This window comes from Actinospica sp. (assembly GCF_035552695.1).
In the GTDB taxonomy this organism is placed as follows: domain Bacteria; phylum Actinomycetota; class Actinomycetes; order Streptomycetales; family Catenulisporaceae; genus Actinospica.
Genome location: NZ_DASZKT010000029.1, coordinates 46,406 through 60,951, shown reverse-complemented (window position 1 = coordinate 60,951; position 14,546 = coordinate 46,406). Strand labels below are relative to the sequence as shown.

Below are 14,546 nucleotides of genomic sequence, written 5' to 3'. Positions count from 1 at the left end.
CCGAGTCTACAGAGCGCCGGTTCACGCGATGACGACGCGTACCCCAGCCGCCGTGAACCGCTTGATTAATTCCGGGTCGGCCCGGTCGTCGGTGACCAGGGTGTCGACGCGCTCGATCGGCCGGATCCGGGCGAACGCCCGCTTGCCGAGCTTCGTCGAGTCGGCCAGGACGATCACCGTGCGCGCCCGGTCCGCGAGCAGCCGGTTGATCGTCGCCTCGCCCTCGTTGTGCGTCATCGCGCCGAGTTCCGGGTCGATCCCGTCCACGCCGAGCAGCGCGACGTCCAGGTGCAGCTGATCCAGCATCTCCGAGGCGAGAGGGCCGGTCAGCTCGTAGGAGCTGGACCGTGCGACGCCGCCGGTCACCACGATTTTGATATGAGAGCGGACGGTGAGCTCGTAGGCGATGTTCAGCGCGTTCGTCACGAGTGTGAGGGCCACGCCGTCGGCCTGGCTCGGCGTCAGGTCCGCCCGCGCGCCGATGGCCCGTGCGGTCTCGGTGCTCGTCGTGCCGCCGTTCACGCCGATGATGCCGCCCGCCGGGACGAGCGCGGCGGCCGCCTGCGCGATCCGCTGCTTCTCCTGCGGGTGGCGGCTGGACTTGAAGCGCAGCGGCAGATCGTACGACGTGCTGTTCGCGACGGCGCCGCCGTGCGTGCGCGTGAGCAACTGCTGCTCGGCGAGGTACTCGAGATCGCGGCGGATCGTCGCCTCCGACACCCCGAGCCGCGGCGCGGCGGTGTCCACATCCAGCTTCGAATCCTCGGCGAGCAGCTCGAGGATCGCGTTCAGCCGTTCATACCGCTTCATGGGAGCAAACTTTAATCCGTCCGCAGCGCGGTGACCGGATCCAGCTTCCCGGCCCGCCGCGCCGGCATCACTCCGAACACCACGCCGACGAACACCGAGACGCCGAACGCCAGCGCGGGCGACCACCACGCGATGGACGTCGGCAACGGGCTGAACGCGCCGACCGCCGCCGACGTGCCGACCCCGAGACCGATCCCGATCACCCCGCCCACGGCCGTCAGCGTCACCGCCTCGACCAGGAATTGCAGCACCACGTCCCGCTGCCGCGCCCCGAGCGCCTTGCGCAGTCCGATCTCGCGCGTGCGCTCGCGCACCCCGACGAGCATGATGTTCGACACGCCCACGCCGCCGACCAGCAGCGAGATCCCGGCGATCGCGGCCAGCACGAGCGTGAGCAGCGAGAGGATCTTCCCGATCGTGCCGAGGATCTGCGACTGCGTCACCGCCGAGAACTGAACGCCGGTGTACTCGCTCTCCAGCGTCGAGACGAGTTGGTTCGAGAGCGCGCCGATCTGATCCGGGTTCTGCGCCTTGACCTCGATACTCTGCACCGTGTTGACGCCGAAGAGCAGCTGAGCCTCGGTGATCGGGATGTCCACGTTGCTGTCCTGGGTGACGCCGAACGCCGAGCCCTGCGCCTGAGCCACGCCGACCACCCGGAAGGACACGCCGTCGATCGCGGTAGTGCGCCCGACCGGATCCTCGTTCGGGAACAGTGTCGAGGCCACGTTCGCGCCGAGCACGACGACGCGCGCCGAGGTGGTGACGTCCGCCGAAGTGAGGTACGAGCCCTCGGCCAGCGGACGGTTGAAGACGACGTCGAAGTTCTGCGTCACGCCCTGCACGGTGGCGAAGAAGCTGTTCTGACCGGCCGTCACGTTCTCCCCGGAGTCGACGACCGCCGTCACGTTCTGCGCCGACCCGGAGATCCGCGAGGCCACTTGCACGTCGGTCAGCCGCAGCGGCGAGAGCGAGGGCGTGGTGCCGAACTGGAACTTGCCCGGCACGATGAACACGATGTTCGAGCCGAGGCCCTCGACCTCGTTCTCCACCTCGGTCTTCGCCCCACCACCGATCGCGACCAGGACCACGACCGCCGCGACTCCGATGATCACACCGACCATCGTCAGCAGGCTGCGCAACCGGTTCGCCCGCAGCGCCTCGCTCGCCAGCTGCAGCGCCTCCCAGGGCTTCACTGGTGCTGACCCTCATCCGAGACCACGACGCCGTCCTTCATCCGGATCAAGCGGTTCGCCCGCGCGGCCACCTCCGCGTCGTGCGTGACCACCACCACCGCCACGCCGCGCTCCTTGTTCAGCCGTTCCAGCACGTTCAGCACCTCGCGGCCGTTCTCCGAGTCGAGATTTCCGGTCGGCTCGTCCGCGAGTACCAGGCGTGGCTCGCCGACCAGCGCCCGCGCGATCGCCACGCGCTGCTGCTCGCCGCCGGAGAGCTGCGTCGGCCGATGCGTCAGTCGATGCGCGAGCCCGACCGCCTCCAACGCGGCCACCGCACGGCGCCGCCGCTCCGCCTTTCCGACGCCGCGATACACCAGGGGCAGCGCGACGTTGTCGCGGGCGTTGGTGCGCGCGAGCAGCTGGAAGGCCTGGAAGACGAACCCGATCTCGGCGCCGCGCACCCGCGCGAGGCCCGCGTCGTCCAGCGACGTCGTGTCCCGGCCGCCGATGAGCAGGCGACCCGAACTGGGCCGGTCCAGCGCACCGAGCAGATGCATCAGCGTCGACTTGCCGGAGCCGGAGGGCCCGGTCACCGCGACGTACTCGCCCTCCGCGATGCCCAGCGTGACCCCGCGCAGCGCCTCGACCTTCATGCCGTCCATGGCGTACGAACGGCGCACGTCCACGGCCTCGATCGCGTACTGCGCATGAGTCACGGCGCGCGCCGGGGTCTCGGTGCTCAACCCACTTGCTCCCCGTCGGTCACCTTGTCCGCGCCGGAGACCACGATCCGCTGGCCCGCGCTGATCCCGGCGAGCACCTGCACCTGCGTGTCGCCCTGCGCGCCGAGCGCTATCCGCTTCAGGTGCGCCGAGCCGTTCGTCAGGACCCAGACGCTCGTCGCCTGGCCGTTGATCACCAAGGCGGACGACGGCACGCTCAGCGCGTGTTTCGCGGTGAGGACATCGAGGTCCGCGATGGCGCTCATGCCCGGCAGGGGGGTCGGGGCGGCCGAACCGTCCTGCATCCGCCCGGAGCCGAGGCTGAGCCGCACGGTGTACGTGACGCTGCCCTGGCTGGAGGTCGTCGCGGTCGGATCCACCGACGTCACCGTGCCCTGATACGAGGCGCCGGGCACGGCGTTGAGCTGGATCGACGCCGTGACGCCGGGGTGCACGTCGAGCACGTCGGTCTCGTCCACCTGCGCGGCGACCGAGAGCGCCGAGCCGTCCGTCACCGTGAACATCGTGCCGCCGGAATCCACCGGCGCCCCGACGGCGATCATCGTGCCGGATCCGCTCGAGCCCGAGCCGGAACCCGAGCCGAGCGCGCCGAGCGACCCGGCCGACGAACCGGAGAGCCCCGCGGAGGACCCGCTGCCCTGCGCGGCCGCCAGCAACTGGCTGACCTCGCTGCCGCTCACCCCGGAGCCGGAGGACTGGCCGTTGCCGAGCGACACGGTCCCGGAGATCGGCGCGGTGATCGTCAGGGCATTGACCGTCGCCTGCGCCGCGTTCACGGCCGCCTGGTCCTGGGTGCGCGTCGTCTGCCCGAGCGCGTCGAGGACCTGCGATGCGGATGCGAGCCCCTGCTGGAACGCGGACACCGCCGCGTTCACCGAGTCCATCGCCGACGAGTACGAGCTCTCAGCCGCCTTGATCTCGGCCAGCAGCGCCGCGCGCAACGCCGCGTCCGGTACCTTCGCAGCCTCCTGCTGGGCCTTGCTGAACGACGAGTCGGCGGAACGCTGATCCGACGCGGCGGCCTCCGTGAAGCCCGACGAGGTGTCCGGGATGCCGCCGGTCGCGGACGACGACTGGGAGAGCGCCTTCTGCGCCTCGGCGAGCTGCTGCTGGGCCGTGGGGGAGGAGATCACGCCGAGCACCTGCCCGGCCGCGACGTGCTGCCCGTCCCGCACGGAGAGGCCGGCCAGCGTGCCGCTCGACGACGCACCGAGGCTGACCTGCGCCTTCGGCAGAAGATTCGCGGAGGCCTGAACGACCTGAGACACGGTCGCGTACCCGACCGACGCGGTGGCGATCCCGTTCGATCCGCCCCCGCTGCACCCTGCGAGCCCGGCCGTCGCCGCTGCGAGCACGACGGGGAGCGCGATTCCCGCGCGAGACAGGCTTGGTATCCGCACGCGTTATATCGTAAAGCCAGCCCGATGGCGGACGGTGTGCGGGGTCGTGGTGGCGGCGCCGCGAGCAGAGGAGGTACGAGACCGATGCCCGAAATGCGTACCTGGCAGGCGATGCGCGACCAGATCCATCGCCAGCTCGAGCGGCAGACCGGCGAGGGCGTCGAGGCGTGGAGCGGGAAGATCAAGTCGGCCGCGCCGGCCGACGAACCAGCGCTGCGCGGCTGGCTCGCGGATCGCGGCGTCACCGGCTATCCGGCGATGCTGCTGGCCTGGGAGACCTTCGGCTACCCGGACTTCCTGACCGCGACGGCCGACGAGCTGGTCGACGCGCAGTACGCCGATCGGCCGGACCTGCGCCCGATCTTCGACGCCGTCGTGGCCGCGATCAGCGGGTTCGAGGGCGCGGAGATCCAGGCCCGCAAGACCTACGTCTCCCTCGTCTCCCCGCGCCGCACCTTCGGCATCGTCCAGGCCAGTACCAAGAAGCGCGTGGACGTCGGTCTTCGACTGGATGGCGTCGAGCCGGAGGGGCGGCTGCTGCTCGCCAAGAGCCTCGGCAACGACACGATCACGCGGCGGCTCGCGCTCGAGTCCGTGGACGACCTCGACGACGAGGTCCTCGGCTGGATCAGCCGCGCCTACGCAGCGAATTCGTAGCCGCCGACGATCGAATCCGGATCGAGACAGAGTCCTGTTAGAGTATCCGGCTGCGGAAACCGTCGATGGGTGGGGTAGGGGCTGTGGACGCCACGATGTACGAGTTCGAGCCCCTGGAGCCGGGGGACCCGCGGACGGTCGGCGGGTACGTGCTGCGGGCGCGGATCGGCGCCGGCGGGATGGGGCGGGTGTACCTGTCCTTCACACCGGGCGGGCGCGCGGTGGCGGTCAAGATCATCCGTTCGGAGTTCGGCTCCGATCCCGAGTTCCGGGAGCGCTTCGCGCGGGAGGTCTCGATCGCGCAGCAGGTCAACGGAATCCACATCGCGCAGCTGATCGACGCCGGCTCGGACAACGGCGTGCCCTGGCTGGCCGGCGCGTACGTGGCAGGGCCCTCACTCGCTCAAGTCGTCGCGGCGCACGGTCCGCTGCCGTCTGACACCGTGCTCGCGCTCGCCGGCCGCATCGCCGAGTCGCTGGGCGCGATCCACGCGACCGGGATGGTGCACCGCGATCTGAAGCCGGGCAACATCCTGCTCGACGAGTCGGGGCCCAAGGTCATCGACTTCGGCATCGTCCGCGCGGCCACACCCACGGCGACCGGGCGGTCGAGCCACCGCACGTTCATCGGCTCGCCGCCGTTCATGGCGCCGGAGCAGATCCGCGGGCAGAAGGTCACGCCGGCCACCGACGTCTTCGCGCTCGGTGCGACGCTCTACCACCTGTGCACTGGGGAGAGCGCGTTCTCCGCCGATTTCGCCGACGGCGTGCTCTACCGGGTCATCCACGACGAGCCGGACTACGACGCGTGCCCCGAGCAGGTCAGGGAGCTGATCCGGGTCTGCCTGCGCAAGGACCCGGCGGAGCGTCCGTCCACGCAGCGGATCGTCGAGGGCTGCCGCGCGGCGGGCGCGGGACCGGAGACACCGCTGCCGGACGCGGTCGGCGCGATGATCCGGGACCGGATGCGGGCGCTCACAAAAATAACAGGCCCAAAGGGCGTGGCGGAAACGGAGACGGAGGACGAGGACGCGACAGTCGGGGACGGGGTGGGGGAGGCGTCGGGTTCGACTGTGGGGGAGACGACGGGTTCCGCTGTGGGTGGGGCGTCGGGTTCCACGGTGAGGGAGACGACGGGTTCCGCTGTGGGTGGGGCGTCGGGTTCCACGGTGAGGGAGACGTCAGGCTCCGGTGCGGGTGGGACGTCTGGATCCACGGTGGGTGAGACTTCGGGTTCCACGGTGGGTGGGACGGCGTCGCCGACCGGGCGGGACGTGCACTCGATGACGACGGTGACTCCGGAGGGTACGCCAGGTGCGCCGGTCGCGATGGCGAGCGGTCCGGCGGTCTCTGGTCCCGCTTCCGGTGCCGGCCGCGTTTCCGGCGCCGGCCCCGCTGACGGGACGCCCGCACCGCGCGCTCGACGTGGCCGGACGGCGCTGGCCGCGGGAGTGAGTTCGCTCGTCACGGCCGTCGTCGCGATCGTCATCGCCGCGCTGCTCTGGCCGCACGGCACCACAACCGGCGCGACCGGGCAGCCGACCAAGAAGCCCGCGAACTACGTCGGCACGCAGTCTTCGAGTGCTGCGACGACCGGGGCCGCATCGGCGTCCGGATCCGCCTCCGCGGCCACGTCGGCCGCGTTGTCCGGCCTCAACGCCGTCCAATGGCAGGGGCAGGTCCTGATCACCGCCAACGACGTCGACCTCGACTCGGTCCCGGTGAACAACGGCGCGAATTCGCAGGTCAGCCTCTACGACTCCTCGGGCGGGCTCGGGAGCGATCCGTACCAGTTCACCGCGCTGCCGTTCGGGAGCGCGACCCTCGCCGCCTGGTCCGGGTCGACGACGCCGACCCGGAGCCAGTGCTACGACCAGGTGTCGAGTCAAGGCGTGAACATGGTCACGGTTTCGAACGGCACGATGGTCTGCGTGATCACCGCCATGGCGCGCGTCGCCCTGATCAAGGTGGTCGACGAGCAGGCGGACAGCGGGAGCGGCATCCTCACCGACGTGACCGTATGGTCCCGGGTCATCAGCGCTTCGAGCGCCGCGTCATCCAACTGAACCAGTCGGCCCTTCCGCATTCCCGCGCGCGGTGGGAGGATCAAGTTACCCGCAGGTAACAGATCCGGAGGTGGAGACCGTGTCGCCCGAGCAGGATGGCGCAGCCCGTACCCACGAGGTCACGAACCAGGCCCCGCCGCTCGTCGGGCACGACGTCGCCGCCGACCCGGTGCTGCTGGAGGGCCTGCGGCGGGAGGGCGCCGACTGGTACGCCGAGGATCTGCACCGGATCGGCGAGCTCGCCGGGACCGAGGAGGTGCAGCGCTGGGCCGACGAGGCGAACCGGCACGAGCCCGAGCTGCGGACGCACGACCGCTACGGCAACCGCATCGACGAGGTCTGGTTCCACCCGTCGTACCACGCGCTGATGGACGTGGCTGTGCGCGAGGGCCTGGCCGGGGCGCCGTGGGTCCAGCACAAGCCGGGAACGCACGTGGCCCGCGCGGCCGGATTCATGGTCTGGTCGAGCGTCGAGCAGGGGCACGGCTGCCCGATCTCCATGACGTACGCGGTCGTCCCCGCCCTGCGCGCGAATCGCGAGCTCGCCGCCGACTACGAGCCCTTGCTCACCAGCCGCGTCTACGATCCGGGCCTGCGCGCTCCGCTCGGCAAGCGCGGACTGCTCGCCGGCATGGGCATGACCGAGAAGCAGGGCGGCTCGGACGTGCGCACGAATACGACCACTGCGACGCCACGGCCCGACGGGACCTGGCGGCTGCGCGGCCACAAGTGGTTCACCAGCGCGCCGATGAACGACGTCTTTCTCGTTCTCGCGCAGGCGCCCGGCGGCCTGTCCTGCTTCTTCGTGCCGCGGGTGCTGCCGGACGGTACCCGGAACACGTTCATGATCCAGCGGCTCAAGGACAAGCTCGGCAACCGCAGCAACGCCAGCGGTGAGCCGGAGTTCGACGGCACCGTCGCGTGGCTCGTCGGGGACGAGGGCCGCGGCGTGCGCACCATCATCGAGATGGTCACGATGACCCGGCTCGACTGCATCCTCGGTGCCGCCTCCGGCACCCGCACCGCGCTGAACCTGGCCGCGCACCACGTCCGATACCGCTCCGCGTTCGGGTCGCGGCTCATCGACAAGGCCTTGATGCGCAATGTCGTCGCGGACCTCGCGCTCGAATCCGAGGGGGCGACGACGCTCGCGCTGCGGGTGGCCGGTGCCGCGGACCGGGCGATGCGCGGGGACGAGGGCGAGCGAGCGCTGCTGCGGCTGGCCACGGCCGTCGGCAAGTACTGGGTGTGCAAGCGGCAGCCCACCGCCGTCGCCGAAGCCCTGGAGTGCCTCGGCGGCAACGGGTACGACGAGGCCTCGGGCATGCCGCGGCTGTACCGAGAGGCCCCGCTGAACGGGATCTGGGAGGGCTCCGGCAACGTCAACGCGCTCGACGTCCTTCGGGCCCTGACCCGCGAGCCCGAGGCGCTCGCCGCCTTCCGTGCCGAGGTCGCCGCGGCCGCGGGAGCCGACGCGCGGTTGGACGCGGCGTGGCGTCGGCTGGATGCCGAGCTCGTGCTCACCGAGGATGCCGAGCTGCGTGCCCGCCGCCTCGTCGAGCGGATGGCGCTGGTGCTGCAGGGATCGCTGCTCGTGCGGTTCGCGCCGTCCGCCGTCGCGGACGCATTCTGCGCTTCGCGGCTCGAGGGCGACCACGGGATGGCATTCGGCACGCTATCGTCCGGTGTCGATTTCGACGGCGTGCTCGCCCGCGTGCCCGCGCTGAGCTGGGACGTCGCGACGAAGGGGTAGCTCGCGGCCCGCGGCCGAAGACATTGATCACGTCGAGCGAATGAATCCGGGCCGCCCCGGGTATCCGGATTCGCACGAACCGATCCGGCGCGCATCGGGCGTCGGAGCGGCTACGCTGTCCGCTGGCGTCCTGACGCCATTCCCGACGAGACACGACCCAGAGCTGTCGGCTGACCTGATGTCACAGAACGCGTTTCCCGAGCCAGCGAACGAGCCGCTGTGCGTGCTGCGCTTCGACGACCCGGACGACCTGCCGCGGCTGCGGCACGAGGTGGGCAAGGCGGCCGAGGCGGCGGGGCTCGATCCGCTGCGGGTGCCCGACTTCGTGCTCTCCGCGCACGAGCTGGCGGCGAACAGCGTCATGCACACCGATGGCGGCGGGACGCTCCGGCTGTGGGCCGAGCAGGACAGCCTGATCTGCGAGGTCGCCGACCACGGCGCGCTGGAGGATCCGGCGGCCGGTCAGCGTCGCCCGGACCTGTCGGGGCACGGCGGCGCCGGGCTCTGGATCGTGCGGCAGGCCTGCGATGTGCTCGAGATACGCAGCGTGCCCGGCACGGGTACGGCGGTGCGGATGGAGATGACGCTGCCGCATCAAGCGGCCGGGCGCTAAGCCGGCTGACGCCGACTCAGGTCGCGGCCGTGGTTCGCGGCAGTGGTCTGCGGTGCTAATCCGCGACCAAGGCCTCGTCGACGCTCGCGCAGGTGGTGACCAGGTCGTCGGCGCCGGTGAGCTGCAGCGTGCGGCGCACGGCACGGTGCGGGGCGACGAGCCGCAGCCTGGCGCCGAGTTCCTTGGCCCGGGCGTTGGCCAGCAGCAGCACGCGCAACCCGCTGGAGTCGAGGAAGCTCAGTTCGGTGCCGTCGAGCACGACCATCCCTGCCGGTTCGATCAGCGGCTGCAGTTCCGCCCAGAACCCGTCGGCAGCGGCCAGGTCGAGCTCGCCCGCGAGCGTGACCACGTATCGGCCGGGGCCGTCCGGCGCCACGGCGACAGCGAGGCGGTCCATAGTGCTGAAACACGCTCCTTGGGGCTTCGGGTGGGGCGGGTCGGGCTTCGGGTCGCTCGGCGCACAGTGTAGCCGCTCGCCCGGTGGGCCGTGTGAGGCTGGGGGTCACCGCGGGAACGGCGTGCGGGATTCGGCGGGCGGCGATGCGGTTCAGGCGGGCGCCGGCAGCGGCGGGATGTCCGGCCCCGGTTCCGGGATCGGCGGCCAGGGCTGCGGCTCCGGCGGGGGCTGCGGCGGGCGCCCGGGATCCGGCGGCACCGGTAACGGGCCGGGCGGTTCGGGCGGCGCCGGCGGCTCGGGCAATGGATCCGGCTTCGGCAGCGGATCGGGCAGCGGCGGCGGCGCGGGCCGCGGGTCAGGATCCAGTCCGCCCCTCGGCAGCGACGGCTTGCTGATCGCGTCCATTGTCTCGGGCTACCCGGTCAGGCCGGGTTCATTCCTGCCGCGCTGAGGTTTGCCGGGCCGCGCACCGGTTACCTGCCAGAGGCGGGACGGAGGTGCGATGCGGTCCGAAGGGACGGACGAGCCGAATTCGAATCCTGTTACGCCTGAAGTCTCCGACCGGCGGGCGGAGCAGCGCGCCGAGACGATGCGCGTGCTGCGCCGGATTGCCGAGCTGCCCGAGGACGATCCGGAGCGCGCCAGGCTGCGCGCCGAGGTCATCGAGGACCACATGCCGTACGCGCGGCACATCGCCCAGCGCTACGGCGGGCACGGTCCTTCCGGCGCGTCGGGTACGAGCGGCGAGGACTTCGAGCAGGTCGCGTATCTCGGGCTGGTCAAGGCCGTGGACAACTTCGACCCCGAGTACGGCACCGGGTTCCTCGGCTACGCCACCCCCATGATCATCGGCGAGATCAAGCGCTACTTCCGGGACGCGACGTGGGGCGTGCACGTGCCGCGGCGCATGCAGGAGCTCTCCGGCGCGCTGCGCAAGGACACCGACGCGCTCACCCACGAACTCGGCCGCGAGCCGACGATCGGCGAGCTCGCCGAGCACCTCGGCGCCGACCCGGAGGAGGTCGTCGAGGCGATCGACGCGGCCGGCGCGTACACCACGGCGTCCCTGGACCACCCGGTCAACACGGACGAGCAGAGCGCCAGCCTGCTGGACTTCATGGGCGAGCAGGACGAGCGCTTCGAGGCCGTGATCGACCGTCAGGTGCTCACCGGGCTGCTCGCCGAGCTCGGCGCGCGGGACAAGCGGATCCTGCTGATGCGCTTCTTCCGGGGCATGACGCAGGCGGAGATCGGCGAGGAGCTCGGCGTGTCGCAGATGCAGATCTCCCGGCTGCTGAACCGGATCCTGCGTGACCTGCGGGCCGGATTCGGCTGATGGTTGGTGATGGTGACGATGATCCTCCGTCCCACCTGGCCGGGGTTTGCGGCCGGTCGCCCGGGTTACCCGGAGGCCACGCGGTTCTGTCACTGCACGCTCCCGGCGGACCGGCACACCGGGCTGTGCCCTAGCCTGTCCGAGGCGTTCGCGTGACGGACCCGGCGAGAGGGTATGGGCTGGCTGGTGCGGCGCGGCCGCGACCTGGGCAGGTGACGCGAGACGGGAGTGGGAGCCGACCGATGCGGGATGAGACGACGGGCGACGAGGACGCGGGTTTCGCCGGAGCCGACGGACCGCGCGGCGCGGGGGAGACGCAGGCCCCGGAGAAGCCCGACACCGAGTCCGCCGAACTGCTGCCCGAATCCGAGGTCTTCATCGAGATCCCGGCCGACCGGCTGTTCGTGGTGCTGGCCCGCTCCGCCGCCGTGCACCTCGGCGCCGTGCTGCACCTCGGCATCACCGACGTGACCGACCTGCGCCTCGCCGTTGACGAGGCGTGCGCGCTGTTCCTGCTGCACCCGGCGTTCCCGGACGGCGGCGCGATCGGCCTGGCCTGCCGGTTCGCGGCGTACCGGGAGGAGCTGAAGGTCACCGTGCGCGCCCCGGTGCCGGCCGGGTTCGCCCCGGACACCGAGGGCATCGGCTGGATCATGCTCGGCGCGCTGGTGGACGGCCTGGACTGGTCGCGGCAGGACGGCTTCGGCACCGTCACCCTGACGAAGCGATTCGTCCGGCCGCGGGTGTCCTGACCGCCGCCGGGGCCCCGGTCGGGACCCTTGCGGCTATCCGCGCTTGATCAGCCTTCTGATCAGGGCGAGCAGGCGGTCGATCTCGACCGGCTTGGTGACGTGCTCGTTCGTCCCCGCGGCGAGGCTGCGTTCGCGGTCGCCGGGGGCGGCGCGGGCGGTGACGGCGATGATCGGGAGGTCGGTGAACTCGGGGCGCGAGCGGATGCGGGAGGTGGTGGCGTAGCCGTCGAGTCCGGGCATCATCAGGTCCATCAGCACGACGCTGATATCAGGGTTGCGCAACAGCAGTTCGATGCCCTCGGGGCCGTTGTCCGCGGTCAGGGCGGTCAGGCCGTAGAGTTCCAGCGCGCTGACCATGGCGAAGACGTTGCGCACGTCGTCGTCCACGACCAGCACCTTCTCGCCCTCGAAGCGGATCGGGCCGTAGCCGGATTCGGCGGGCTCGGCCAGCGGGTCGGGGGCGACGGGGGCCTGGGTCAGCCAGTGCAGCGTGAGCCGTTCGACGGCCTGCGCGGCGGACCGCACCACCTCGGCCCCGTTACGGCCGCGGGTGACGGTGGCGGCCCGGTCGTACGCGGCCGGGTCGCCGTCCGGGGCGAAGCACAGCAGCGGCACGCCGGGGACGGTCGCGTCGAGCGTGTCGAGGACGGTGTCGAGCAGGTCGCGCGGTCCGCGTGCGTCGATCAGGGCGCTGACGACGCGGTGCCGGGCCACGGCGTCGTGCACGGCCGCGGCGGAGTCGGCGCGCAGCACGGCAGCCCGGTCCCGGACGCCGCCGAGTCCGCGCAACGCTGTCTGCGCCGCGTCCCGCATCGGCTCGGCGGCGTCCGCGGCGAATACGACGTCTGGATCCGCCTCGACGACGAGGATCGCGGGATCGCGGACGCGGTCCGGCTCGCCCGTGAGGAAGGGCAGCTCGACGGGGAGGATCTCGTCAGGCGAGGTCACATCGGATCCGGCGGCGTCGGACACGGCCTCAACGGATGCCGAGACGGAGGAGATCCCGTCGGACGCGTCTCCCAGCCGGACGGCCTGCAGTTCCGATTCCAGCGCCTGCGTCCGGTCCGCGATGGCGTCGAACAGCGTGCACAGTTCGGCGATGATCGCCGACTCGCCGGGCTCGGCGTCCTGCGGCGCGCGGGCGGAGGTGTCGCCGGCGCGGAAGGCGCGCATGGCGGCGAGCAGGCCGGCGAGGCGGTCGTGCTGGGGCGCGGCGCTCAAGCTGGTCCTCCTGCTGTGCGTGGGCGAACGCCGCCGGAGCACGGAGCGGCTCCGGGTACTGCGGGTGCACAGCAGAAGCTACCAGCCGGTCGGCACCGATTCCCACGTCGCGCGGGCCGGCCGTCGCCGCGGGGCCGGCCGGGGGCGGGTCCGGGCTCAGGCCCCGTCGTCGCGCGGCGTGTAGCGGCCGGCGGCGCTGAGCGCGTCGCGGTCGGCCGTGCTGGTCACCTGCTTGCCGAAGACCTGGCGCGCGGTCACGGCGCGCTCGGCGCGGCCGCGTCCGGCGAAGCTGACCGCCCAGTGGAACATCGTCGTCACCCGCTGCTCGAAGCCGACCAGGTACATCAGGTGCACGAACAGCCACAGCAGCCAGGCCGGCAGGCCGGTCGCGCGGATCGGACCGATGCTGGCCACGGCGCTGAACCGGGCGATCGTCGCCAGCGAGCCCTTGTCGTGGTACTCGAACTCGGGCTTGGCGGGGTGCCCCTGCAGCCGCGCGGTGATCTGCGCGGCGGCGTACTGGCCGCTCTGGATCGCGACCTGCGCGACGCCCGGCAGGTTGTTGAGCGCCATGACGTCGCCGACGACGAAGATCTCCGGGTGGCCGGGTACGGTGCAGTCCGGCAGCACCTGGATCCGCCCGGCCCGGTCGGTCGGCGCTTCCGTCGCGGCGGCCAGTTCGGCGGCGAAGGGCGACGCGGCCACACCGGCGGCCCACACCTTCACCATCGACTCGACGCGTTCCTCGCTGCCGTCGGCGTGCTTGAGCGTGACGCTGCGCGCGTCCAGGTTGGTGACCATGGTGTTGAGCCGGACCTCGATGCCCAGGTCGGCGAGCTTGCTCTTCGTGCGCGCGGACAGCGAAGCGCCGAACGTGGGCAGCACGACGTCGGCCCCGTCGACCAGCAGGATCCGGGCCGAGCGCGGGTCGATCCGCCGGTATTCGCCGCGCAGCGAGCGGTGCGCGAGCTCCGCGATCTGGCCGGCCATCTCCACGCCGGTCGCGCCCGCGCCCACCACGACGAACGTCAGCCGCCGGGCGCGCGCGGCCGGGTCCTCCTCCAGTTCGGCGAGCTCGAAGGCGCCGAAGATCCGTCCGCGCAGGTCGAGCGCGTCGTCGATGCTCTTCAGGCCGGGCGCGTGCGTGCCGAACTCGGGGTGCCCGAAGTACGAGCCGCTGGCGCCGGTCGCCACGATCAGGCTGTCGTAGCCGATCGAGTACGGCGCGGTACGGCCCGGGGCCCGGGCCGTGACCCGCCGCGCGGCCGTGTCGATGGCGACGGCGCTGCCGAGCAGCACGCGGGCGTTGCGCTGGCGGCGCAGGATCTCCCGGGTGGCGGGCGCGATCTCGCCCTGCGACAGGATGCCGGTGGCGACCTGGTAGAGCAGCGGCTGGAACAGGTGATGCGGGGTTCCGGCGAGCACGGTGACGTCCACTTCCGCCCGCCGCAGCGCCTTCGCCGCGAACAGGCCGCCGAACCCCGATCCGATGATCAGGACTCGATGCCGTGCGGCCGGGGCCCAGGCGAGCGGAGTGGGTGCAGGTTCGTTCGCGTCCATGCGCGCCCCGTTTCCCATGCTGCGAAGTCTAAACGGAGCCGGACCCCTCCGCGTACGCCG

The 14,546-nt window shown here is 71.8% G+C and carries 14 protein-coding genes; 7 read left to right on the top strand and 7 right to left on the bottom strand.

The window, feature by feature from the left end; all coding sequences use genetic code 11:
* Positions 1-21: 21 nt before the first annotated feature.
* Genes VG296_RS04920 through VG296_RS04905 form a run of 4 tightly spaced genes read right to left on the bottom strand, consistent with a single transcriptional unit; the run spans position 22 to position 4,131 of the window.
* Complete coding sequence (locus VG296_RS04920; protein WP_325563504.1) at positions 22-810, bottom strand: DeoR/GlpR family DNA-binding transcription regulator; 789 nt, start codon at positions 808-810, stop codon at positions 22-24.
* 11 nt (positions 811-821) lie between these two features.
* A complete protein-coding gene (locus tag VG296_RS04915; RefSeq protein WP_325563502.1) occupies positions 822-2,006 on the bottom strand; it encodes an ABC transporter permease in 1,185 nt (394 codons plus the stop codon).
* Entirely contained in the window at positions 2,003-2,731 is a 729-nt protein-coding gene (locus VG296_RS04910; protein ID WP_325563500.1) for an ABC transporter ATP-binding protein, read from the bottom strand. The genes VG296_RS04915 and VG296_RS04910 overlap by 4 nt, the downstream gene beginning before the upstream one ends.
* Complete coding sequence (locus VG296_RS04905; protein ID WP_325563498.1) at positions 2,728-4,131, bottom strand: efflux RND transporter periplasmic adaptor subunit; 1,404 nt, start codon at positions 4,129-4,131, stop codon at positions 2,728-2,730. Before VG296_RS04905 ends, VG296_RS04910 begins: the two co-directional genes overlap by 4 nt.
* Positions 4,132-4,215: 84 nt before the next feature.
* On the opposite strand from VG296_RS04905, the gene VG296_RS04900 reads away from it, so the two are divergent.
* The 4 genes from VG296_RS04900 to VG296_RS04885 all read left to right on the top strand — a co-directional run bounded on the left by VG296_RS04900 (position 4,216) and on the right by VG296_RS04885 (position 9,220).
* Positions 4,216-4,788 carry a DUF5655 domain-containing protein gene (locus VG296_RS04900; protein ID WP_325563496.1) on the top strand — a complete coding sequence of 191 codons (573 nt, stop codon included), beginning with the start codon at positions 4,216-4,218 and terminating at the stop codon, positions 4,786-4,788.
* 83 nt (positions 4,789-4,871) lie between these two features.
* On the top strand, positions 4,872-6,854 hold the full coding sequence (locus VG296_RS04895; protein ID WP_325563494.1) for a serine/threonine-protein kinase: 1,983 nt from the start codon (positions 4,872-4,874) through the stop codon (positions 6,852-6,854).
* Positions 6,855-6,933: 79 nt separating this feature from the next.
* The gene (locus VG296_RS04890; RefSeq protein WP_325563492.1) at positions 6,934-8,607 is read left to right on the top strand and encodes an acyl-CoA dehydrogenase family protein; all 1,674 of its coding nucleotides are present in this window, start codon (positions 6,934-6,936) and stop codon (positions 8,605-8,607) included.
* A 178-nt stretch (positions 8,608-8,785) separates the two neighbouring features.
* Complete coding sequence (locus VG296_RS04885; RefSeq protein WP_325563490.1) at positions 8,786-9,220, top strand: ATP-binding protein; 435 nt, start codon at positions 8,786-8,788, stop codon at positions 9,218-9,220.
* Between the two features lie 55 nt (positions 9,221-9,275).
* On the opposite strand, the gene VG296_RS04880 is transcribed toward VG296_RS04885, so the two are convergent.
* Complete coding sequence (locus tag VG296_RS04880; RefSeq protein WP_325563489.1) at positions 9,276-9,617, bottom strand: STAS domain-containing protein; 342 nt, start codon at positions 9,615-9,617, stop codon at positions 9,276-9,278.
* Positions 9,618-9,738: 121 nt separating this feature from the next.
* On the opposite strand from VG296_RS04880, the gene VG296_RS04875 reads away from it, so the two are divergent.
* The 3 genes from VG296_RS04875 (at position 9,739) to VG296_RS04865 (ending at position 11,705) form a co-directional block, all read left to right on the top strand.
* Positions 9,739-10,068, top strand: coding sequence for a hypothetical protein (locus tag VG296_RS04875; RefSeq protein WP_325563485.1), 330 nt, complete (start codon positions 9,739-9,741; stop codon positions 10,066-10,068).
* A 51-nt stretch (positions 10,069-10,119) separates the two neighbouring features.
* Complete coding sequence (locus VG296_RS04870; RefSeq protein ID WP_325563484.1) at positions 10,120-10,953, top strand: SigB/SigF/SigG family RNA polymerase sigma factor; 834 nt, start codon at positions 10,120-10,122, stop codon at positions 10,951-10,953.
* 242 nt (positions 10,954-11,195) lie between these two features.
* Positions 11,196-11,705, top strand: coding sequence for a hypothetical protein (locus VG296_RS04865; RefSeq protein ID WP_325563482.1), 510 nt, complete (start codon positions 11,196-11,198; stop codon positions 11,703-11,705).
* Positions 11,706-11,738: 33 nt separating this feature from the next.
* Here VG296_RS04865 and VG296_RS04860 read toward each other — a convergent pair whose 3' ends face one another.
* Entirely contained in the window at positions 11,739-12,926 is a 1,188-nt protein-coding gene (locus VG296_RS04860; protein WP_325563480.1) for a response regulator, read from the bottom strand.
* A gap of 156 nt (positions 12,927-13,082) precedes the next feature.
* On the bottom strand, positions 13,083-14,486 hold the full coding sequence (locus tag VG296_RS04855; protein WP_349259464.1) for an NAD(P)/FAD-dependent oxidoreductase: 1,404 nt from the start codon (positions 14,484-14,486) through the stop codon (positions 13,083-13,085).
* Between the last annotated feature and the right edge of the window lie 60 nt (positions 14,487-14,546).